This is a genomic window from Capnocytophaga gingivalis (genome assembly GCF_002302415.1).
GTDB classification, from domain to species: Bacteria; Bacteroidota; Bacteroidia; order Flavobacteriales; family Flavobacteriaceae; genus Capnocytophaga; species Capnocytophaga gingivalis.
On record NZ_CP022386.1, the window covers coordinates 1,601,222 to 1,623,883 of the forward strand.

At 41.9% G+C, this 22,662-nt stretch carries 16 protein-coding genes and 1 pseudogene; 9 read left to right on the forward strand and 8 right to left on the reverse strand.

Features of this window, described 5'->3' with window-relative positions; all coding sequences use genetic code 11:
* Window positions 1-82: 82 nt before the first annotated feature.
* From CGC50_RS07665 to CGC50_RS07705, 8 genes are all read left to right on the forward strand, one after another.
* Window positions 83-2,554: a DUF4982 domain-containing protein gene (locus CGC50_RS07665; protein WP_095910339.1), complete on the forward strand. Its 2,472-nt coding sequence runs from the start codon at window positions 83-85 to the stop codon at window positions 2,552-2,554.
* A gap of 618 nt (window positions 2,555-3,172) precedes the next feature.
* On the forward strand, window positions 3,173-4,504 hold the full coding sequence (gene tig, locus CGC50_RS07675; RefSeq protein WP_095910343.1) for a trigger factor: 1,332 nt from the start codon (window positions 3,173-3,175) through the stop codon (window positions 4,502-4,504).
* An 11-nt stretch (window positions 4,505-4,515) separates the two neighbouring features.
* Window positions 4,516-5,175: an ATP-dependent Clp endopeptidase proteolytic subunit ClpP gene (clpP, locus tag CGC50_RS07680; RefSeq protein WP_002666517.1), complete on the forward strand. Its 660-nt coding sequence runs from the start codon at window positions 4,516-4,518 to the stop codon at window positions 5,173-5,175.
* Window positions 5,176-5,198: 23 nt separating this feature from the next.
* Complete coding sequence (gene clpX / locus CGC50_RS07685; protein ID WP_095910344.1) at window positions 5,199-6,446, forward strand: ATP-dependent Clp protease ATP-binding subunit ClpX; 1,248 nt, start codon at window positions 5,199-5,201, stop codon at window positions 6,444-6,446.
* Between the two features lie 79 nt (window positions 6,447-6,525).
* Complete coding sequence (locus CGC50_RS07690; RefSeq protein WP_002666836.1) at window positions 6,526-7,377, forward strand: glycerophosphodiester phosphodiesterase family protein; 852 nt, start codon at window positions 6,526-6,528, stop codon at window positions 7,375-7,377.
* Window positions 7,378-7,560: 183 nt separating this feature from the next.
* Window positions 7,561-8,985 carry an asparagine--tRNA ligase gene (gene asnS / locus CGC50_RS07695; protein WP_095910346.1) on the forward strand — a complete coding sequence of 475 codons (1,425 nt, stop codon included), beginning with the start codon at window positions 7,561-7,563 and terminating at the stop codon, window positions 8,983-8,985.
* A gap of 206 nt (window positions 8,986-9,191) precedes the next feature.
* Window positions 9,192-9,929: a hypothetical protein gene (locus CGC50_RS07700; protein ID WP_095910348.1), complete on the forward strand. Its 738-nt coding sequence runs from the start codon at window positions 9,192-9,194 to the stop codon at window positions 9,927-9,929.
* A gap of 92 nt (window positions 9,930-10,021) precedes the next feature.
* Complete coding sequence (locus CGC50_RS07705) at window positions 10,022-10,504, forward strand: hypothetical protein (protein WP_040359476.1); 483 nt, start codon at window positions 10,022-10,024, stop codon at window positions 10,502-10,504.
* 67 nt (window positions 10,505-10,571) lie between these two features.
* On the opposite strand, the gene CGC50_RS07710 is transcribed toward CGC50_RS07705, so the two are convergent.
* The 7 genes and pseudogenes from CGC50_RS07710 to CGC50_RS07740 form a co-directional block, all read right to left on the reverse strand.
* Window positions 10,572-11,228, reverse strand: coding sequence for a YceI family protein (locus CGC50_RS07710; RefSeq protein ID WP_095910350.1), 657 nt, complete (start codon window positions 11,226-11,228; stop codon window positions 10,572-10,574).
* Between the two features lie 166 nt (window positions 11,229-11,394).
* Window positions 11,395-13,254 carry a tRNA uridine-5-carboxymethylaminomethyl(34) synthesis enzyme MnmG gene (mnmG, locus tag CGC50_RS07715; RefSeq protein ID WP_095910352.1) on the reverse strand — a complete coding sequence of 620 codons (1,860 nt, stop codon included), beginning with the start codon at window positions 13,252-13,254 and terminating at the stop codon, window positions 11,395-11,397.
* A 156-nt stretch (window positions 13,255-13,410) separates the two neighbouring features.
* A pseudogene (locus CGC50_RS07720) lies at window positions 13,411-13,741 on the reverse strand (four helix bundle protein).
* A gap of 55 nt (window positions 13,742-13,796) precedes the next feature.
* Window positions 13,797-14,561, reverse strand: a complete 765-nt coding sequence (locus CGC50_RS07725) for an acyl-[acyl-carrier-protein] thioesterase (protein ID WP_095910354.1) — start codon at window positions 14,559-14,561, stop codon at window positions 13,797-13,799.
* Between the two features lie 14 nt (window positions 14,562-14,575).
* A complete protein-coding gene (locus CGC50_RS07730; protein WP_002666828.1) occupies window positions 14,576-16,372 on the reverse strand; it encodes a chloride channel protein in 1,797 nt (598 codons plus the stop codon).
* An 86-nt stretch (window positions 16,373-16,458) separates the two neighbouring features.
* A complete protein-coding gene (gene typA, locus CGC50_RS07735; protein ID WP_002666502.1) occupies window positions 16,459-18,264 on the reverse strand; it encodes a translational GTPase TypA in 1,806 nt (601 codons plus the stop codon).
* Window positions 18,265-18,450: 186 nt separating this feature from the next.
* Window positions 18,451-20,037: an L-lactate permease gene (locus CGC50_RS07740; RefSeq protein ID WP_095910356.1), complete on the reverse strand. Its 1,587-nt coding sequence runs from the start codon at window positions 20,035-20,037 to the stop codon at window positions 18,451-18,453.
* Between the two features lie 271 nt (window positions 20,038-20,308).
* Between CGC50_RS07740 and CGC50_RS07745 the strand changes: the two genes are divergently transcribed.
* A complete protein-coding gene (locus CGC50_RS07745) occupies window positions 20,309-20,734 on the forward strand; it encodes a SlyB protein (protein WP_095910358.1) in 426 nt (141 codons plus the stop codon).
* Window positions 20,735-20,743: 9 nt separating this feature from the next.
* Here CGC50_RS07745 and CGC50_RS07750 read toward each other — a convergent pair whose 3' ends face one another.
* Window positions 20,744-22,609 (reverse strand): ABC-F family ATP-binding cassette domain-containing protein, encoded by a 1,866-nt coding sequence (locus tag CGC50_RS07750; protein WP_095910359.1) that lies wholly within the window; start codon window positions 22,607-22,609, stop codon window positions 20,744-20,746.
* Window positions 22,610-22,662 lie beyond the last annotated feature (53 nt).

A 22,662-nucleotide genomic window follows, 5' to 3' on the forward strand; every position in this document is an offset into this window, starting at 1 on the left:
TGCACAAAGTTTCTAATTTTTAGGGATTTTACTTTTCAGATAAAGTTTAATCAGCTTCAATAACAAAATCTTAAAAACAGATATGAGAAAAATTAATCTTCTATCATTGCTAGCACTTACCACTATGAGCTGGGCACAACAACAGACCTTAGAAAAGGGTTGGAAATTCACACGTGAAGACCAGCCTAAATTTTCACAAGCAGACTATAATGACAGTAAATGGCAAAAGGTAACCTTACCACATGATTGGGCTATCTATGGCCCTTTTGATAGGGAGAATGACCTCCAGCGCATTGCTATCAAGCAAGACGGACAGAAATCAGCCATTGAACATACAGGACGTACAGGAGGATTGCCTTTTGTGGGAGTAGGCTGGTATCGTACTGAATTTGATATACCTGAATTGACGGCCGACAAGCAGGTATTTATACAGTTTGACGGAGCTATGAGTAACCCCGAAGTATATGTAAATGGACACAAGGCAGGTCTATGGCACAATGGTTACAATACCTTCTTCCTCAATATCAGTCCCTTTGTAAAGGCTCAAGGAAATACACTCGCTGTACGATTAAATAACCTCCCTGAAGCCTCACGCTGGTATCCCGGTGCAGGCCTATACCGCCATGTACATATTATCACCAAGAACAAAACTTATATACCTATTTGGGGAATACAGCTTACAACCCCTATCATAGAAAAAGATTTTGCTAAAGTCTTGGTAAATACTGAATTTGTAACCGATAACAAGGCCAATATTTCAGTGGAAACCACTATTTTCAACGCCAAGGGAGAAAAGCTAACCAGTCATACTACCCAAAGTACCCAATATACGGGCGATGTACTTTCTAACGAACTCTATATCAACCATCCTACGCTGTGGGATATAGGAAAACCATATCTCTACAAGGCTGTTACTAAACTCTATGAAAATGGAGTAGTAAAAGATGAGATGAGTACAACCTTTGGCATTCGTTCTATAGAGCTAAAACCCAACGATGGCCTATACCTCAACGGACGAAAAATTAAGATCCAAGGGGTGTGTATGCATCATGATTTGGGAGCTTTAGGGGGTGCTGTGAATGAAGCCGCTATTCGCCGACAGATACGTATTATGCAAGATATGGGTGTCAATACCATTCGTACTTCCCATAACATGCCTGCCCCTGAGTATGTGCGTGCTGCCGATGAGATGGGTATGTTATTGGCTGTTGAGAGCTTTGACGAATGGGCAATACCCAAAGTAGACAACGGCTATCATCTCTACTTCAAGGATTGGGCTGCCAAAGACCTCACAAACCTTGTCAAGCATTACCGTAACAACCCCAGTGTGCTGATGTGGTTCATTGGTAATGAGGTAGAAGAACAAAGCGTACAGAATGGCTCACAAGTAGCCTATTATTTACAAAACATAGTACGAGCACTAGATCCTACACGCCCTATAAGTAATGGTATGGATAGGCCTGATGATGTTTTGCGAAACAATATGGCTGCGACCATGCATCTAGTTGGTTTTAACTATCGTCCTTTCAAATATCAAGAGGCCTATGGCAAGCTCCCACAACGTTTGTTACTCGGCAGTGAGACCGCTTCTACACTCAGTTCACGAGGCGTGTATAAGTTTCCTATAGAGAGAAAGTCTATGGCCAAATATCCAGACATGCAATCATCGTCCTATGATGTAGAACATTGCGATTGGTCAAACCTCCCTGAAGATGATTGGATTCACCAAGAAGACCTACCCTATACTATAGGAGAATTTATTTGGACAGGTTTTGATTATCTGGGAGAGCCTACTCCATACTATGAGGAGTGGCCGTCTCATAGTTCTTATTTTGGAGCGGTAGACTTGGCAGGACTTCCTAAAGATCGTTTTTACCTCTATCGTTCTCACTGGAACAAAGAAGCGGAAACGCTTCATATCCTTCCCCACTGGAATTGGGAGGGACGTGAAGGAAAGACAACTCCTATTTTCGTTTATACCAACTATCCTACAGCGGAGCTTTTTATCAATGGGAAAAGCCAAGGAAAACGCAGCAAAGATCTCAGCATCAAGTTAGCCAAAGATGAAGGAAAAGGTAATCCTACAGACCTTGAACGCCAAAAACGCTACCGCCTAATGTGGATGGATACTAAGTATGAACCTGGTATTGTAAAAGTAATTGCTTATGATGAAAAAGGCAAAGCTGTAGCGGAAAAGCAACTCCATACCGCAGGTGCTCCTTATGCTCTACGCCTAACCTCTGATCGTTCTACCATTAAGGCCGATGGTAAAGACCTCTGCTTTGTTACTGTAGAAGCGATAGATGAAAAAGGTAATGTATGCCCCAATGTAAATGAACTGGTCGAATTTACAGTAAAAGGCGCGGGCACCTATCGTGCTGCTGCTAATGGGGATGCCACTTGCATTGATCTTTTCCATTTGCCTAAAATGCATCTGTTCAATGGGAAATTGGTTGTCATAGTTCAGGCCGCTGAGAAAGCTGGAAAAATAAGCCTGAAAGCCAACAGTAAGAAACTAAAAGGAGAAACAACTATAGTGGTGAGTGGTCAGTAGGCTGTGGTGGAGAGCTTGTTATTAGAGGCTAATGACTATGTAAGTTTTGTTAGTAAGTTAAATTTTTCGGTAGTGATTTTGAATTGGGTGTTGGTAATAGAAGGGCTATACTGATTATATTTGAGATATCAAATAAGATGTTGTTTATGAAGAAATTATCTGTAGGTAAGAAGGATAAACCATTAGCTGATGAGTTTATAAATATGATGCTACCTTATAAGAACTGTGTTAAGACTATAATCTGTGATAATGGAACAGAGTTCTCAGATTTTAAGAGAGTTCAAAAGAAATTAGATTTACAATTTTCTTAGTCTACCCTTTTTATGGTTCTTGTGGGCATACCTATGTTCTTGTGAGATAATACATACTTAAAGAGGATGATTTTAAAGGTTTTGCAGGCAAAAATGTAAAGATGTATCAAAATAGAATTGATGATAGATCAAGAAAAGTATTAAACTTTAAAAAAATCTAAAGATTTCTTACACCAAAATCCAAGCTAAAAAATTTTACTTGGAGATGGAATTGGCTTCGAATAAATTTTTGTCAAAAAATTTTGTACAACCAATAATTTGTAGTACTTTTGCCAACTGAATTTTTCATGAATTAAAATCAACCCTAATGAATATTAGCAAGGAACAAATAGACGCGCTCAATGGCGTGATTACCTTAGAGATTGACAAATCTGATTACCAGAAAAAAGTAGATGAAGCCCTGAACTCCTACCGCAAAAATGCTTCTATCCCAGGATTCCGCAAGGGACATATCCCTATGGGAATGATTAAGAAACAATATGGGAGAGCTATTCAAGTAGATGAGGTAAATAAGCTCATTAGTGATTCTTTGAACAAGTTCGTAAGTGATGAAAAATTGGAGCTATTAGGACAACCGATCCCTAAAGAGAATGCCCCTGAGGTGGATTGGGATAGTGATCACCATACTTTCGTCTTCGAAATAGGTCTTGCACCACAATTCTCCATCGATCTTTCTACCCCTATTGATTATTATCAAATCAAAGTAACTGACAAAGAGGTGGATACTCAGATAGAACACCTACGCACTCGCTTTGGTTCGCTCGTTCCTACCGAAAAAGTAGCTAAAAACAGTCAGATCAGTGGGATCTTCTTCAATGAGGCTCAGAATATAGATAAGGAATATAGCTTCCTTGCAGAAGCACTTACAGACAAAGCTTTTGAAGTAATCAAAGACAAAGCTGTAGGAGATCAGCTTTCCTTCTCTACCAAGGAACTTTTCAAGGATCCACATGTACTAATGCAGGCCTTGGGAGTACCTCATGAAGTAGTTCACTCTTTGGATATCGAAGTTACTTTCACTATAGAAAGTATTCAAGAGGTGGTTTTGGCTACTATGGACGAAGCTTTCTTTGCTCAGCTATATCCAAATGAAAATATCACTACCGAAGAGGATTTCCGTAAGAAGGTAGAAGAAGGTATCCGTGAGGAGTTCACTGTCAATAGCGATACACGTCTATTGGACGATGCTACAGAAATGCTTATAGAGAAAACCTCTTTTGACCTACCTAAGGAATTCCTAATAAGATGGATTCAAGTAACCAGCGAAAATCCTATCACAGAAGAACAAGCCGCTGAGGATTATAAGAATTCAGAAAAAGGCTTGCGCTATCAGCTTATAGAAGGTAAGATAATTCAGGAAAATAACCTACAGGTGACCTATCCTGAGATTCGTGAGTTCGCAGAGAAGGCTATTCGTGCTCAGATAGCTCGTTATGGGCTTACTGATGTAGAACAAGCTCAGATAGATACTTTTGTGAACAACACCCTTAAGAATGAGCAGGAACTTAATCGTATCCACAGAGAACTTACCGGAGGTAAACTTATTCAGTTCTATAAGGAAAAGGCCAATCTCAATAAGATTGAAATAGATGTAGATGCTTTTATAGAAAAATTCTACTCTCACCAACACCAACATTAATTAGAAAAAAAATGAACTATTCAGAAGAATTTAAAAAATATGCTACCCAACATCGTGGGGTTTCCAGTACTTACTATGACAAGATCATCAGTAGTATGACTCCCTATATCATGGAGGAAAGGCAACTGAATGTAACCCAGATGGATGTGTTCTCCCGCTTGATGATGGATAGAATCATCTTCTTGGGGACAGATGTCAACTCCCATGTGGCCAATATTATACAAGCGCAGTTGCTCTTTTTGGAAAGTTTGGATGCGAGCAAAGACATTCAGATATACATCAACTCTCCAGGGGGAGAGGTATATTCAGGCTTAGGAATCTATGACACTATGCAGTTCATCAAGCCAGAGGTGGCTACCATCTGTACAGGGATGGCCGCTTCTATGGCAGCAGTACTGCTCTGTGCTGGAGCCAAAGGAAAGCGTTCGGCGCTTCCTCACTCCCGTGTGATGATTCACCAGCCCTTGGGAGGCGCTCAGGGACAAGCCAGTGATATAGAAATCACCGCTCGTGAGATCCTCAAAATCAAAGAAGAATTGGCTCAAATCATAGCTCATCATTCAGGTAAGTCCTTGGCAGAGGTGATCCAAACCGGTGACCGTGACTACTGGATGATAGCCAGCGAAGCTAAAGACTTCGGTATGATTGACGAGGTACTTACCCGTAACTAATAACCCTTATTAATTCGAATACTATGAGTACAACAACTGAAGTATGTTCTTTCTGCGGGAGACACTCGGGCAAGGACGTGTTCTTGGTCTCCAGCGGGGTAGAGAGCAATGTATATATCTGTAACTATTGTATAGAGCAGGCAGGTAGTATCTGGCGTTCTGAGATTGAGAACAACAAGAAGAAAGCCATTATGGCCATGAACAAGGATCTACTGCTGAAGAAACCTACTGAAATCAAAAGCTTTTTAGATCAGTACGTCATCGGTCAGGAGGCCACCAAAAAAGTGCTTTCTGTGGCTGTATACAATCACTATAAGCGATTGCTACAGGAAAGAGATGAGCATGAAGTAGAGATCCAAAAGAGTAATATCGTGATGGTAGGACAGACCGGAACAGGGAAGACCCTTATGGCACGTACTATTGCCCAAATGCTCAATGTACCTTTGGCCATCGTAGATGCTACTGTATTCACTGAAGCGGGCTATGTAGGAGAGGATGTGGAAAGTATCCTTACCCGCTTGTTACAGGCAGCTGACTATGATGTGGATAGAGCCGAACGAGGTATTGTCTTTATCGACGAGATCGACAAAATCGCTCGTAAGGGAGACAATCCTTCCATCACTCGTGATGTCTCAGGAGAAGGGGTACAGCATGCCCTACTGAAGCTCTTAGAAGGTTCTATCGTAAATGTTCCCCCTAAGGGAGGTCGTAAGCACCCTGATCAGAAATATATAGAGGTCAATACCGAGCATATCCTCTTTATCGCAGGAGGTGCTTTCGATGGTATTGAGCAGATTATCGCTAAGCGTATGAACCGCCAAGCGGTGGGCTATAATACTTCCAAAGAGACCCGTGTAGATGATAAGAATCTTTTACAATATGTGACTCATAAGGACTTAAAGGACTATGGTCTTATCCCTGAAATTATTGGGCGATTACCCGTGCTCACCTATATGAATCCATTGGATGAATCCACTTTTAGAATGATTCTTACCGAACCTAAGAATGCAATTATAAAGCAGTATATCAAGCTTTTTGGTATGGATGATATTGCTCTTTCTTTTGAAGAAGAAGCTCTGAACTTCATCGTAGAAAAAGCTTTGGAGTACAAGCTCGGTGCCCGCGGATTGCGTTCTCTCTGTGAAAGTATCCTTACCGATGCGATGTTCCAACTACCAGGAACAGAGGAAAAATCATTGGTTGTTACTCGTGCTTATGCACAGGAGAAACTCACCAAATCCGGATTTACCCAACACCTGCTTACTGCATAGATCAAGTAAAACAAAAAAATATAGGACTTTGGTAGGATTACCGAAGTCCTATTCTCTTACCAATCAATAGTATAAAAAGATGAAAAAAATTATTGTATTATTCCTACTCCTTATCGCAGGAGTCTCTTGTAAAAATGCTTCCTCTTCAGGGCAGATAGTTCCCCAGAAGGAAATCACCAATGCCATATATTATGCGCAGAAACCCATTATCTCCGCCCACCGTGCAGGAAAGGGAATCAAAGGCTATCCAGAGAATTGCTTACAGACCATTCAGCACCTTTCTAAAAAAGGGATTCATAGCTTTGAGATAGATATCTTTGAAAGTACCGATGGCGACCTCTTCCTCATGCATGATGACAAGCTCGGGCGTACTGCCACTGGAAGTGGTATCGTATCACAGATGAGTACTCAAGAGCTGCTCAAGGTACGACTCAAGGACGATTTTGGACAAGAAACCACTTTCCCTATCCCTATGCTCAAGGATGTACTGAGCTGGAGCAAGCAGCATGGTGCTTACCTGATGCTGGACTTCAAAAAGGGAATTTCTTACCAAAAGGTAGCCGAATTGGTTCGAGCCGAACAGATGGAAGCACAGGTAGTGCTCATTAGCTACAATGTAGAACAAGCCAAAGCACTCCACAAGGTAGCTCCAGAGATGCTTATTTCAGTGACCATACGCAACCAAGCCGAATTAGACCGTATCCTTGAGACTGGGATTCCTAAGGAAAAACTCCTTGCCTTCACAGGAGTACACTTAGCAGAAGACAGCCTATATAAGACCCTCAATGAGCAACGTATTCCTGCTATCTTGGGAACTTTGGGTAACTTGGACAAGCGAGCAGCAGCCAAAGGCGACCAGCTCTATAATCAATGGGCAGAGAAAGGTATACAAGTCTTCTCCACAGACCGTCCTTTTGCGCCTCGATTCTAAAAGACAAGTCTAAAAGATTATATATCAGTAAGGTATAATGTTTTCTCAAAAGTTTCTTTCTGAGAAAACAAAAAAATCTATTTTTTTCACTATCTTTGCATTTGGATATTATAATAAGTAATAGTTCTTATTATTTATTATTCACATATTCGCTTACGCAACTTTACCTATTACCTGAAAAAGATGAGTATCAAAGAATTATTACAAGAAAAGACAAACATAGGAGAAGTTACCCTCAGAGGATGGGTACGTACTTTTCGCAGCAATCGCTTTATAGCCCTTAATGATGGTTCTACTTTGTCCAACCTACAAGTGGTGGTGGATTTCGAACATACTCCCGAGGAGACTCTCAAGCGTATCACCACTGGTGCGGCTATTGAGGTTAAAGGGGAAGTAGTAGAAAGCCAAGGAAAAGGTCAATCAATAGAAGTACAAGCCACTGAGGTGACCATCTTGGGAGACTGTAATCCTGATGAGTACCCTATCCAACCTAAAAAACACTCCTTGGAGTTCCTTCGCGAACAGGCACACCTAAGAGTGCGTACCAATGCCTTTGGAGCTATCATGCGCGTACGCTCTACCTTAGCCTATGCTATACATAAGTATTTCCAAGAAAAAGGTTTCTTCTATGTCAATACCCCTATTATCACCGGAAGCGATGCAGAAGGTGCAGGAGAGATGTTCCGTGTCACTACTCTCGATGCAAAGAATCCGCCCCTTACCGAGACAGGAGAGGTAGATTATAAGAAAGATTTCTTCGGTCGTGAGACAAACCTAACTGTATCTGGACAGCTCGAAGGAGAGACCTTTGCAATGTCATTGGGCAAAATATATACCTTTGGTCCTACCTTCCGTGCGGAAAATTCTAATACTTCCCGACACTTGGCTGAGTTCTGGATGATAGAGCCTGAAATGGCTTTCTATGACCTGATAGACAATATGAACTTGGCTGAGGATTTCATCAAGAATGTACTCAAATATACTTTGGAGGTGCGTCGTGAGGATATTGAATTTCTTAACCAGCGTTTCTTAGAAGAAGAGAAGACCAAGCCACAGCAGGAGCGTAGTGAGATGTCTCTTATCGAAAAGTTAGAGTTTGTCATTCACAACGATTTCAAGCGAGTAAGCTATACCGAAGCGGTGGAAATTCTCAAGAACTGCAACCACAACAAAAAGAAGAAATTCCAATATCTTATAGATGAATGGGGAGTAGATCTCCAGAGCGAACACGAGCGCTACTTGGTAGAAAAGCACTTTGGGTGTCCTGTGATTCTCTATGACTATCCTGCCAAGATTAAGGCCTTCTATATGCGGCTGAACGAGGATGGAAAGACGGTTCGCGCTATGGATATTCTTTTCCCTGGTATTGGAGAGATTGTAGGGGGCTCTCAGCGTGAGGAGCGCTATGAGGTACTCAAGCAGAAAATAGCTGACTTAGGTATGGATGAGCAGACCCTCTGGTGGTACTTAGAGCTACGTAAGTTCGGTACAGCCGTACATAGTGGTTTTGGTCTGGGCTTTGAGCGCTTGGTGCTCTTCACTACAGGTATGACTAATATCCGCGATGTGATCCCTTATCCACGTACCCCACAGAGTGCAGAGTTTTAATGTTTTTAACTGGTTATAATTATTCACAAAACCATCTCCCCAAAGGGAGGTGGTTTTTTGACGAGGTTCATAGAGGAATGAATAAAAATTGAACACTACATTTACGGCCATCAAAAAATATTTATTTCGCAGTTTGTAAATAATATTTTCAATCGTTATAAAGCTAAAATATATTAGTAAGAAAGGGTTATTTGAAGTATCAGAAGATGAAAAGAATAGAGCTCATAATAGTTGTTATTAGTCTGTTGTATATTACGATAGGAAATGCGCAAACAAACAAAAAAATAGCGGTTAAGGAACAAATATTAGGCGTGTTAGGTAAGAATTATACAATAGAAAAATATAAGAGTCATACTCGAAATAAGCAGTATCTAACGCTTCAGGTATTTGTAGATAGTATTCATGAAAAGAAACTTTATATAGCATCTATTAATGGAGATTCTTTTTGGATAAAGAAAAAAGAGAGTGTTACTTTTTTGGTGAATCATAGACAAACCTATGAAGTGGGAGCTTCTGCATTTGTTACGGGAATATTGAAAATTCCTAATATCATTCCCCGTAAAAGAGATTCCTTGGTGATTAAGGCCTATCTAAAGTCTCCACCTAAGGTAACTCCCAGACCTAAATATGGAAAAATCGCCGTATTAGGAGAGGAGTATACAATGGATACTTATAAAAGTCAGGATAAGAAAACCTATCTGACCTTTCAAGTTTTTGAATTTGGCCGACAGACAGAAGACTTTTTCGTAAGTATCAATGAAGAGGATACCGATCATGTAGAGGGAAAGAATGCTGCAACCTATATGATTAGAGCTAAGAGGAATTACGATGTAGAATTGTCGAATTATTTAATGGAGACGATAAGAATCCCCTACATTTTTCCTCAGGAGGGCGATTCCTTGGTGATCAAGGGATATCTGAAAGTGCCTATAAAAGTCTATTGATTGTACCTAAGTAAAATACTTGATATATAAGCTCTTTAATCTCAAAAAAAGCCGTATCTTTGCACAAAAGAAACTTAGAAATACTTAGAAAGATGTTAGTTAGCATGGATTCCTTGCCACAAACGGCACGGGTATGGATATACCCCAGTAATCGACTTCTGACGGGGGAAGAGGAGGCACAGATTACAGCAGATCTCACTGCATATCTCTCCAAATGGGCTTCTCATGGCACCTTGGTAAGGAGTGCTTTTGAGCTGCGCTACCACCAGTTTATCGTCATTGCTGCCGATGACAATCAGCATATTGGAGGATGTTCCTTGGATGAGCTGGCGCACTTTATACAGGCTTTAGAGCAGAAGTATAACTTGCTCCTTTTGGACAAAATGAATGTGAGCTACCGCCATGAGGACAAAATCTATTATGTGCCCCTTACAGATTTCAAGAAGCTCGTACAGCACAAAAAGGTAGATGGTAACACCATTGTTTTCAACAACTTGGTTACTAATCTCTACGAATACGAACAAGTCTGGGAAACTCCCATGATCGATAGCTGGCACAATCGATTCCTTAAGTAAGGGAAAAGAAAAAAGGGTAATAAAAACAAAGTGTTTTTATTACCCTTTTTATCATGTAAAAATAAGCTTATTTTTTAGCTTTTACTTTTACAACGAGTTGTATTTCGTCATTGATGAATTTGTCCTTTAAATCGCCAAAAACAGACTTAGAAGCATAGTTTACGCCATAGTCTACACGGTTGATATTGAAAGGTTGGCTTTCGAGGGTTACTTCGCTATCGGTGATAGTAAGGGTAGCAGGGAAGGAAATAGTTTTTGTTTTTCCTTTTAGAGTAAGATCTCCAGTTACGTTAGTCCCATCAAAACCAGTAAGCTTAAAGCTTCCTGTAGGGTAGGTTTTTACATTGAAGAAATGGTCAGCTCCTTCTTCTTTTCCAGTTCCTTTTAGGTGAGCTTCGAGGTCAAGCTTTCCTTCGTCTTCCTTGATGTCATTAACGGTAATAGAATTCATATCTATCACAAAATTTCCGCTTACTTTACCATTATCTACAGTAAAGGTTCCACTTTGTAGTGCGATAGTACCTGTATGGCTACCTGTGGGTTTGCTTCCTTTCCATTCGATAACAGAAGTAGGTTCAGCAGTATAAGTACCACTGGCTGTTACAGGAGCTGTCTCTACAGGGGTTTCTGTGGTTTGTTCTTGGTTGTTAGTAGCGCTGTTGTTCCCGCAACTTGCTACAGTAAGAGCAAGGACTACTGCTGCGGATAATACCATTTTCTTCATGAAAAAAATTTTTGCTTAAATTCAAAGGGCAAAAATACCCTTTATTTTTTAATAAAATGTCAAAAACAATTATATATTTGTTAATTGCATTCTTGTATAGGCGAAAGGACTTATATACTCTACTTAGAGTAGGCCTTTATCACAGCTGAACTTTTGCTTCTAAAAGCTATCTTCCCATATATACCAATAGGATGCTGATATCGGCAGGGGAGACCCCACTGATACGAGAAGCTTGAGAAAGAGTAGTTGGGCGTATTTTCTTGAGTTTCTCTCGCGACTCGAAGGAAAGAGAGGTGAGTTTGTCATAGTTGAAGCTCTCAGGGATACGGATATCCTCCAAGCGGTTGAGCTTATCGGCATTGTTCTTCTCCTTCTCTATATAACCGGCATACTTGATCTCTATCTCTGTACTCTCAAGGACTTCCTTGCTCAGCTGCTGAGTATGGGCAAATGCTTTTACTTGAGGCAACTCCAAGAAGTCCTCCACAGTAATATTGGGGCGGGCGAGTACTTTAGCCATCTTATCCCCCTGTTTCATAGGGGAGGAATCATACTTCTCAAGGAGAGGATTTGCCTCTTCAGGAGTGATGCTTGTTTCCTTAAAGAACTGTACAAAAGCAGCTGTTTTCGTCTGTTTTTCCTCTAATAGTCGCATACGTTCCTCACTGGCCAATCCTAAGGCATATCCCATAGGGGTAAGGCGCATATCGGCATTGTCCTGTCTAAGGAGGGTACGATATTCGGCTCGAGAGGTGAACATGCGATAAGGTTCTTCAGTGCCCTTGGTGATTAGGTCATCTATCAGTACCCCTATATAAGCCTCGTTGCGCTTAAGGACAAAGGGTGATTGCTCCTGTACTTTGCGCGAAGCATTGATCCCTGCGATGAGTCCCTGAGCACCAGCTTCTTCATAGCCTGTGGTACCATTGATCTGTCCTGCAAAGAAAAGATTTTCTATGATTTTTGTCTCCAAGGTAGCCTTGAGCTGGGTAGGAGGGAAGTAGTCATATTCTATAGCATAGCCTGGGCGAAGGAACTTCACCTGCTCGAAACCTGCTACCTTGCGCAGGGCGGTATATTGCACCTCTTCTGGGAGAGAGGTCGAAAAACCATTGACATACATTTCCACTGTGTGCCACCCTTCAGGTTCTACAAAAATCTGGTGACGATCCTTATCGGCAAAGCGGTTGATCTTATCCTCTATGGAAGGACAATAGCGCGGCCCCACACCATGGATAATTCCGGTGAACATGGGAGAGCGGTCAAAGCCAGTCCGTAAGATATCATGTACCTCCTCACTGGTATAGGTCATATAACAATCCAACTGATGGGTAAGAGGCTGGGTCAGTGGTAGGTAGGAGAATTTTTCAGGGTTTTCATCTCCAGGCTGTGGGGTCATCTTCGAATAATCCAAGGAACGCCCATCTACACGGGGGGGAGTTCCTGTTTTCATGCGTCCTGCTTCAAAACCATGAGCTACAAGACATTCAGTAATGCCCTTGGCAGCTTTTTCTCCAGCGCGTCCGCCTCCGAGTTGTTTTAGGCCAATGTGAATAATTCCATTGAGAAAAGTGCCATTGGTAAGCACTACACTCTTGGCGCGTATTTCACTACCAAGAGAGGTCTTCACACCTGTAGCCTTGCCACCCTCTATGAGTACCTCAGTGACCATTTCTTGGAAGAAATCAAGGTTGGGCAGCCTCTCCAGTTGTAGGCGCCAAGCCTCCGAGAATCGCATGCGATCGCTTTGGGCACGTGGGCTCCACATGGCAGGTCCTTTGGACTTGTTGAGCATCTTGAACTGAATGGCAGTTTGGTCTGTGATAATGCCCATATAGCCCCCCAATGCATCTATCTCGCGAACAATCTGTCCCTTAGCAATTCCCCCTACGGCGGGGTTGCAGGACATTTGTGCCATGTTCTGTAGTTGCATGGTGATAAGAAGGGTCTTTGCCCCTGTATTGGCGGCAGCGGCAGCAGCTTCACAGCCTGCATGCCCCGCACCGACTACTATAACGTCGTACATCTCTTTTAATTATCAATTGTTAATTATCAATTGTTAGTTTTGTGATACGCATGCCTGATTTTTAAAACATTTGTAATGCCACAATTATTAATCATTAGTTGTCTATTACATCAAACTAAACAGAGAAATTATACGATTCCCTTGCATAATTGGCAACTAACAAATGATAATTATTTTTGTTGTTTTAAGAATACTAGTAAGCAACTTAATTACTTCTGTTGCATCTGTTTTTATGCTATCATACTCTTTTGGAGTAATATAGTCTGTTCTTGATAGAAGTTCTAACCAATATAAGGTTTCATTTATTTCTTTTTGAGCAATAGCAAGCTTATGGATAAAATCTGAGGTGCTTTCAGAATGCTCTGATTCATATACCATAGCCCCAACAGAGGTGCCACTGCGTAAGACTTGCTTAGAAAGTACATATTCCTTTTTTTCTTCTGTCAAATACTTATAAAAGATTGACCATTCTCACAGCAAGTGCCATGCTCTTTTCCTTTAGTATATTTTCTTACATTCTCTTAGCTATTAACAATTGACAATTAACAATTAACAATTGATTTTGCTTTCCACTTGGCAATAAAGGCAGGCTTAGTACCTCCTTCTTTTTGGGCGCAGAGGAAGGTCTCTACAAGTGTTTTTTCAGGATTAAGGTAGTGACCATGGCTCTTGTAGCCCTGCATGGTATCTCCCAGAAAGGTCTCAGAAAGAAAATTGATATCATATTCCTGAATCACCCACTCACGATGATCTTTCTCACGCATCATATCCAGAGCCCATTGAGTATATTTCACATTATTGACATGGGAGTTCACATCCAAGTCGCTGATTCTCACCTTGAAGTCACATATATGAATCATCTCCTCGGGGAGTAGTACACGTTCGGTCTGCATGGCAATCCCACCATCGAGGCGAGGGTGGAACATCTCTTGACTATTGGTCATATCGATAGGGTGGCGAGAGGCGATATCCATGGTAATCCAAGTAGAAGAGCTTTCTCCTATCTTGCGATCACCTACATAGAGCTCGAACTGGCGGAAGGCATGTACCCCCTGAACAGGTAGAGACCAAGTATGGATAGTTACCCGCTCGTTCCACTGAGGCCACTCATACATCTTGAGTTTTTGCTGGATCAGCGCCCAGAAGAAACCCTTTCGAACCAAGTCCTTATAGCCAAATCCTAAAGAGGCGGCATGCTCTGCTGCTATATCCTGCAACATACCCAATACGCCATAGAGACCTAATTTGTTATTCAAATTCACTTGTGTGCTACGTACCTTATAGGTTTCTGTAAATATAGATAACATAGTAGTTTTGAGTTTTATTTGTTGTTACTAAAGTAAATCAGTTTTCTTCTGTATACCGTTAGGAGCTTGGACTTGGAGATAAAGCCAATGTATTTCCCATTCTTGACTACAGGAAGGTTCCAAGCGGCGGTATTTTGGAATTTGTCCATGACTTGGTTCATAGTATCTTGTCCCATCTGGATCAGAGCCGGAGGGGGTTGCATCATCTCAAGGACAGATACTTTGTCATACAGCTCCTTTTCAAAGATCAGGTGGCGAATATCATCTAAAAGGATAACTCCTTCTAAACTGCCTTTTTCCCTATCCAGAACAGGGAAAATATTACGAGAAGACTCTCGAACGGCTTCATATACGACCCCCTTGAGCGTCATGTCCGTGTATACAGGGACAAAATTAGTCTCTATGACACTCTCCATATCCATGAGAGTCAGGATGGCCTGATCTTTGTCCTGATTGACCAATTCTCCTTTGCGTCCCAGCTCCATAGTATAGATAGAATATTTGTTAAAATACTTAGCTATAGAAAAGGAAACTACTGCGGTTACCATGGCAGGGACAAAGAGAGAGTAGCCGCCAGTGACCTCTGCAATAAGGAAAATAGCCGTAAGAGGAGCATGGAGCACTCCAGTCATGAGGGCTGTCATTCCAATCAAGGTAAAATTGGCCAAAGGTAGCTTGTAAGGGAGTATATCTATCTGGTTGATGATACGAGCAAAACAATTGCCCATCACTCCCCCCATGAAGAGCATAGGGGAGAAGATACCTCCCACGCCACCTGCACCAAAAGTGACTGAGGTGGCTACGACCTTGAATAGCACTAAGCCTCCTAAGAGAAGGATAACGACCCAAGGATTTTCTAAGTTCCATCCAAAAATATTGGAACTAATCGAGAGCTCAGGATGCCCTGCCTTCAGATGATTAATCACCTCATGCCCTTCTCCATAGAGTGGTGGCATGACAAAGACCAAAAGCCCTAAGATAGCTCCTCCGATAACAATACGCAGATAAGCGGAAGAGAACTTAGAAAAAAACCGATTGACCCCCTCATATACAAAGGTAAAGTAGGCTGACATAAAGCCTCCTACGACCCCCAAGAGAAGGTAAAAAGGAATGTTGTGCATCAGGAAACTATCCCCTACATAGATCGGCAATAAGGCAGCATTGCCAAAGAAAATATAGGAGGTGAGTACTCCCGAGAGTGAGGCTACAAAGAGTGGTAACAGAGAGGAAAGGGTAAGGTCTAAACCAAAAACCTCTATAGCAAAAAGAATTCCAGCCAGAGGTACCTTAAAGATGGCAGCCAAAGCCGCAGCACAGGCACAGGCCAAGAGCAGCATCCTATCAGATTGGTTGATGTGGAATAGGCGAGCTACCTGTGAGCTAATTCCAGCACCTGTAACTACCATAGGTCCCTCCAATCCTACAGATCCCCCAAAGCCAATGGTAATAGGAGCTGTAAGTATGCTACCATAAGCCTGAAAGCGCTTCATGATACCCTTTTGCTTGGCCACTGCATATAGAATAGAGGGAATCCCATGGCTGACCTCCTTGCGGATGATATACTTCTTGACCCAGTAGACCAATAAGAAACCAACCGCAGGGAAAATCACATAAAAACCATAGTTGATATAGCGGATGATATTGCCTACCAAAACCTCCTCAATAAAGTGTGTAAGGGAGCGCATCGCCAGTGCTGCAAAGCCCGTAGCGACTCCAACTAACCCACAAAGTAGCAGTATAAACTGCCTATGAGTGAGGTATTGTGTTTTCCACTGTAGGAATTTTATATACCAACGCGCAGTCGTTCTCATTATAGTTTTGAACTCTAAGTTCTGAATTTTAAGTTATCTCACTAGTCAATTGTGAGTTATCGGTACTAACCACTAATCACTAACCACTATTTGAACTCTTTTTCGTGTCGTTTGCGTTCGTTTTCGTCCAAATATATTTTTCTCAAGCGCATATTCTTAGGAGTTACCTCTACATATTCGTCTTTTTGGATATATTCAAGCGCCTCTTCGAGAGAGAACTTGATAGGAGGAGCGAGTTTCACTTTCTCATCAGACCCAGCAGCACGTACATTGGTGAGTTTCTTAGTTTTAGTCACATTCACTACGATATCCCCACTGCGAGAATTTTCGCCAATCACCTGACCTGTATAGATATCTTCTCCAGGGAAGATGAAGAAACGACCTCTGTCCTGAAGCTTGTCCAAAGAGTAAGGAATAGCGGTACCCTGTTCCATAGAGATAAGAGATCCATTGATACGACCTGCTATTTCCCCTTTGAAAGGTTGAAACTCTAAGAAACGGTGGTGTATGATAGCCTCTCCTGCGGTGGCAGTAAGCAATTGGTTTCTCAATCCGATAATACCACGAGAAGGGATTAGGAACTTGATAACCATACGCTCGCCCTTAGGTTCCATACTGAGCATTTCCCCCTTGCGAAGAGTAACGAAATCCACGGCTTTACCACTTACATTTTCAGGGAGATCTATGGTAAGTTCCTCTACAGGTTCACACTTTACGCCATCTATTTCCTTGATAATTACCTGAGGTTGTCCTATCTGTAGTTCATAGCCTTCACGACGCATGGTTTCGATAAGCACCGAGAGGTGAAGCACCCCACGACCATATACAATAAACTTGTCCGCACTGCCAGTGGCTTCCACCCGTAGAGCGAGGTTCTTCTCCAATTCGCGCTCCAAACGTTCCTTGATATGGCGGGAAGTAACGAACTTTCCATCTTTTCCAAAGAAAGGAGAGTCATTGATGGTGAAGAGCATACTCATAGTAGGCTCATCGATAGCGATGGTCGGAAGGGCTTCAGGGTTTTCGTAATCGGCAATAGTATCACCTATGTCAAAACCTTCCAAGCCAGCAATGGCACAGATGTCACCCGCTTGTACTTCTTCCACTTTCTTACGGCCTAAGCCATCGAAGGTATGTAGTTCACGTATTTTGGACTTAACAATTGTCCCATCGCGTTTTACAAGTGAGATATTCATACCTGCCTGAAGGGTGCCACGGTGTAGACGCCCAATAGCAATACGCCCAGTAAAGGTAGAATAGTCCAAAGAAGTAATAAGCATCTGTAGGCTACCTTCTTCAATCACAGGAGCAGGAATATGCTCCACAACCATATCCAAAAGAGGTTCTATAGATGTGGTGGGTTTGCGCCAGTCCTCGGACATCCAGTTCTGCTTGGCTGAACCATATACAGTAGGGAAGTCCAGCTGCCAATCCTCCGCACCCAGTTCGAACATAAGGTCAAATACCGCTTCATGCACCTCCTCTGGGGTACAGTTTTCCTTATCCACCTTGTTGATAACCACAATTGGTTTAAGCTTCATCTCAATGGCTTTCTGCAAGACAAAGCGGGTCTGAGGCATAGGCCCCTCAAAGGCATCTACAAGCAAGAGTACTCCATCGGCCATATTCAGTACACGCTCTACTTCTCCTCCGAAGTCCGCGTGGCCAGGAGTGTCTATAATATTGATTTTGGTCCCCTTATAGTTCACCGAAACATTCTTAGAGAGAATTGTAATTCCGCGTTCGCGTTCCAAATCGTTGTTGTCCAAGATGAGATCACCTGTCTCTTGGTTGTCACGAAAGAGTGCGCAGTGGTGTAAGATTTTATCTACTAAGGTTGTTTTTCCATGGTCTACGTGGGCAATAATGGCTATGTTTCTGATAGCTGTCATATAAAATATTTTTAGGGGGCAAAAGTACGAAAAAGTTTTTAGTTTTTAGCGATTAGTTTTTAGTTATTTAACGTGAAGGGTCAATAGAGGCTCTTAGAAGCCTTATAAGCTAAAAAATAATTTGCCAATGTATCCACAAAATCTGATACATTGGCAAATGCATTAGCCAATATGTTAATTAGCCAATTATAGGAAGAAGGCTACTATAGCAGCAATAAGACCATAGACAAGCATAGGAATTACTGTTTTTTTCAGGATAGTACCCTCGGCATTATCGATGCCTAATACGGAGCAGCCTGCAATGATATTGTTGATACACACCATGTTCCCCATAGCACCCCCTACCGATTGCAGGGCTAGGATAAGGGGTACTGAAAGCCCCGTGGCTGTAGCTACAGAATATTGAACTGCCCCAAAGGTAACATTGGAAATAGTATTGGAACCAGAGAAGAAAGCTCCTAAAGCGCCTAAGAACGAAGCAAAGGAGACCCAATGCTGTTGAGTAGCATCGGCCAGTCCCTTCCCTATGGTTTGGGTCATGGAATAATCATCCCCTACCATCATAAGCTTGACCATGATCATAGCTCCTACTAAGGCCAAGAAAGGTTTTTGTACCTGGAAAGCACTCTTGAGGTAGATATCCTTACACTTATTCCAAGAGAGAGCAAAGATAAAGAAGGAAATAACTACTGTAACTACAAAAGGAATAAGAGAAGGAGTATAGAGTAACTTATAGCTATCACCTACACCTGTCTTGAAAATATTTTCTACTGAAAATATGAGCCCCTTAGATACCTTGAAGATTCCCAATTCTCCCAAGGAGAACTCCAGCCATTCGGAGGAATCGTTAAGCATCGCTTTGAATGGCAATTGTTGTACACGGGTAAGTACCAAGATAATAATAAGTAATAGGGTAGGGGTAAAAGCTTTGATAAGTGTCTTAGCTGCAATGGGCTGTTTTTCTTTTTTCTGCTCTGTTTTAGCCAGTCCGATTCCCTTGCCTGCCAATAGTACGGATACAAATAGACCTATAGCTCCTCCTACCAAGGAAGGGAACTCATAGTTGAACTGTGCGATAAGTAAGTAAGGGACGGTGCAAGAGAGCACACTAAGAAGAATAAAGAGAATATTTTGCTTGATTTCTTTCCAAGAAACAATGAATCGTAGCGCAAGTATAGGAATAACAAAGGCAGCTACAAAATGGATAAGAGCAGAATATTTCCCAATCGAAGAGACATCCTCCCCGCCTATAGTACCACTGTCTAAGAGTGTCTTGAAGCCATACCAAGTAGGAGTACCTACCGCCCCAAAGGAGACCGGTACGGAGTTCATTACCAAAGCGAGCATGACCACTTGCATCGGTCTAAAACCAATACCCACTAAGATAGGTGCTGCAATGGCCACAGGAGTACCGAACCCACTGGCTCCCTCCAGCATAAAGGCAAAAGCCCAACCTATGATCATCAGCTGTGCTACTGGGTTCTCACTGATATTGCCCAGCCAGCTTCTTAGGGTATTCATAGCTCCAGAGGTTTCCATCATACGATTGAAGAAGACCGCTCCGAAAATTACAGAAATAGGGGTGAATACTGAAATAATCGCTGAGACAATGTTGGCATTGAGCAATATAAATTCGTTTTTGAAATAGAATAATTGCAATAGGTAGACAATTCCTGCAATCAAAGGAAGTGCTACATATGAAGGAAAAGCATTGCGCTTTACCATCAGGTAAATCAGTAGCACAATAGGGAAAATACTTAAGAAAAGATCCATGAGAAAAGTATTAGTAGGTTTTTATATCAAAAAACTTTAGAAAAGCCCTTTTTAACGCCGCAAATATATAACTTTTCATACATATAAATCGCTTTCTTTAACTTTTGTTTAAGTATTAAAAGATAAAGAAATGAAGTGCTAAAGAGTTTATGTCGATTTTTTGTTCCTCGGATTCTCTAATCCTTGATATTTTCTCAATATTTAACATATTTTTGTGACTTGTTCTCAGGGATAATCCTTACTTTTGCACCAAAATAAATATCTATTTTTTATGAAGAAATTAGTAATATTGGCCGTAACAGCTCTATTTTTAGGAGCTTGTGGTGGAGGTAAATCTCCAGAAATGAAACGCTTAGAGAACGAACAAAAAGCCTTATCACTTCAGAGCGAGATCAATGACTTGCAAATGCAACTTGTAAAAGAACAAGCTACCAACGAGAAATTAAAACAAGAGGCAGAAAGCATTAATAGTCTTGCTAATAGTAGTGCCTCTGCTTTCTCCGAGGCAGAATCTGCTTCTGCTTCTGCAGCTGAGGCAAAGAAGGCACAACGTGATCTAAAGAAAGCTCAGAAAGTAAACAAAGACTTGGCTAACAGTAACAAGAAAGTTCAAAAGCTCGAAAAAAAAATTAGCAAAGCTCAACAAAAACTTGCCAAAACAGGAGTACAAGTAGAGTTTACACAACCTGCCAACTAAGAAGGTATACTATCCCTCTTCACTTTTGATAGAGAGTTCCAACCAGCGATCACTTTTTTCCTCCAAGAGAGTTAATACTTCACTGAGAGCTTGGGATTGTTCCTGTAGTTCTTCGCTGGAGAGTGCCTCTTGAGTAAAATGTGCTTCAATGGTTGCCTTCTGAGCTTCTAACTGAGCAATTTCCTTCTCCAAGCGAGACAATTCACGTTGCTCATTTTGAGAAAGAGTACTATTAGCCCCGCGCCATGAGTTCTTCGTAGCAGGGGCTTTTTCTTCTTTTGGAGTTTCCCTGACAGAAGACTGTTCATAGGAGAAATAATCGGAATAGTTGCCAGGAAAGTCCTGTACCTCACCCTCCCCTTTGAAAACAAAGAGGTGATCTACTATCTTATCCATGAAATAACGATCATGGGAGACAATCACCAAGCAACCTTCATAATCCAAAAGGAACTCTTCTAAGACATTGAGCGTAACGATATCAAGGTCATTGGTAGGTTCATCCAGAATCAGGAAGTTCGGATTCTGAATCAGGACAGTACAGAGGTAGAGACGCTTGCGCTCACCCCCACTGAGTTTCTCTACATAGTCATATTGTTTCTTGCGGTCAAAGAGAAAGCGTTCTAGTAGCTGTGCTGCCGAAAGGGTACGCCCCTTGAGCAAAGGGATATATTCGCCATACTTCTTAATCACATCGATCACCTTTTCCTGTGGGTTGATCTCAATTCCTTGTTGGGCGTAATAGCCAAACTGTACAGTTTCCCCTATGATAATCTTACCGGCATCAGGAGTGATTTTCCCAGTGAGTAAGTTTAGGAAGGTACTCTTGCCCGTACCATTCTTACCAATAATTCCCACCCTTTCCCCACGCTTGAATACATAGGAAAAGCGGTCGAGAATCGTTTTTTCAGGGAATTTTTTCACCACATTGTGTAGTTCAATAATCTTGCTCCCTAGGCGTTGCATAGCGATTTCCAGCTCTACCACATGTTCGCGACGGCGCTTTTGGGCTTGTTCCTTGATCAGGGCAAAGTCATCAATACGCGATTTGCTCTTGGTGGTACGTGCCTTAGGCTGGCGACGTATCCAGTCTAACTCACGTACATATAGGTTCTTTGCTTTTTCTTGAGAGGCTTGTTCCTGCTCAAGGCGCTGCTGTTTTTTTTCCAAGAAATAAGTATAGTTCCCTTTGTAACTATATAGGGTACCTTCGTCCAATTCTAAAATTTCATTACACACCCTCTCTAAAAAGTAGCGGTCGTGGGTTACCATGAAGAGGGTCATCTTTTCCTTGGCAAAGAAGTTCTCCAGCCACTCAATCATCTCAAGGTCAAGGTGGTTGGTAGGCTCGTCAAGGAAGATAAGGTCGGGCTTGCTAATGAGCACATTGGCAAGGGCGAGTCTTTTGCGTTGCCCTCCTGAGAGGTGCTTGATAGGTAAGTGTAGGTTAGTGAGTTTCAGCTGAAAGAGGATTTGCTTGTATTGGGTTTCAAAATCCCAAGCCTCATGGCGTTCCATAGCTTCAAAAGCTTTTTGGTAGGTTTCCTCATCTTCAGGGTGTTCCAAGGCATGCTCGTACTGCTGAATGACCTTCAGAATAGGGTTTTCCTCTTGGAAGATATAGTCCTCAATAGTCAGCTCTTCTGGCAGCGTAGGTTCCTGAGAGAGAAAGGCTATTTTCAGCCCTTTGCGAGAGACTACCTGCCCTGTATCGGGTGTGTCTTGCCCAATAAGGATTTTCAAGAGCGAACTCTTACCCGCACCATTCTTAGCGATGAGGGCTATTTTTTGGTCTTTGTTGATCCCAAAAGACACATTCTCGAAGAGAACTCGCTCTCCATAAGCTTTGGATATGTTTTCTACAGATAGATAGTTCAAGGGATAATGATTAATGGTTAATGATTTAATGATCAATGGATAATGATCAATGA

Bases quoted from the DNA above. Each gene is read 5' to 3' on its own strand.
- CGC50_RS07665 (WP_095910339.1), top strand. From the start codon at position 83: ATGAGAAAAATTAATCTTCTATCATTGCTAGCACTTACCACTATGAGC.
- tig (WP_095910343.1), top strand. From the start codon at position 3,173: ATGAATATTAGCAAGGAACAAATAGACGCGCTCAATGGCGTGATTACC.
- clpP (WP_002666517.1), top strand. From the start codon at position 4,516: ATGAACTATTCAGAAGAATTTAAAAAATATGCTACCCAACATCGTGGG.
- clpX (WP_095910344.1), top strand. From the start codon at position 5,199: ATGAGTACAACAACTGAAGTATGTTCTTTCTGCGGGAGACACTCGGGC.
- CGC50_RS07690 (WP_002666836.1), top strand. From the start codon at position 6,526: ATGAAAAAAATTATTGTATTATTCCTACTCCTTATCGCAGGAGTCTCT.
- asnS (WP_095910346.1), top strand. From the start codon at position 7,561: ATGAGTATCAAAGAATTATTACAAGAAAAGACAAACATAGGAGAAGTT.
- CGC50_RS07700 (WP_095910348.1), top strand. From the start codon at position 9,192: ATGAAAAGAATAGAGCTCATAATAGTTGTTATTAGTCTGTTGTATATT.
- CGC50_RS07705 (WP_040359476.1), top strand. From the start codon at position 10,022: ATGTTAGTTAGCATGGATTCCTTGCCACAAACGGCACGGGTATGGATA.
- CGC50_RS07710 (WP_095910350.1), bottom strand. From the start codon at position 11,228: ATGAAGAAAATGGTATTATCCGCAGCAGTAGTCCTTGCTCTTACTGTA.
- mnmG (WP_095910352.1), bottom strand. From the start codon at position 13,254: ATGTACGACGTTATAGTAGTCGGTGCGGGGCATGCAGGCTGTGAAGCT.
- CGC50_RS07725 (WP_095910354.1), bottom strand. From the start codon at position 14,561: ATGTTATCTATATTTACAGAAACCTATAAGGTACGTAGCACACAAGTG.
- CGC50_RS07730 (WP_002666828.1), bottom strand. From the start codon at position 16,372: ATGAGAACGACTGCGCGTTGGTATATAAAATTCCTACAGTGGAAAACA.
- typA (WP_002666502.1), bottom strand. From the start codon at position 18,264: ATGACAGCTATCAGAAACATAGCCATTATTGCCCACGTAGACCATGGA.
- CGC50_RS07740 (WP_095910356.1), bottom strand. From the start codon at position 20,037: ATGGATCTTTTCTTAAGTATTTTCCCTATTGTGCTACTGATTTACCTG.
- CGC50_RS07745 (WP_095910358.1), top strand. From the start codon at position 20,309: ATGAAGAAATTAGTAATATTGGCCGTAACAGCTCTATTTTTAGGAGCT.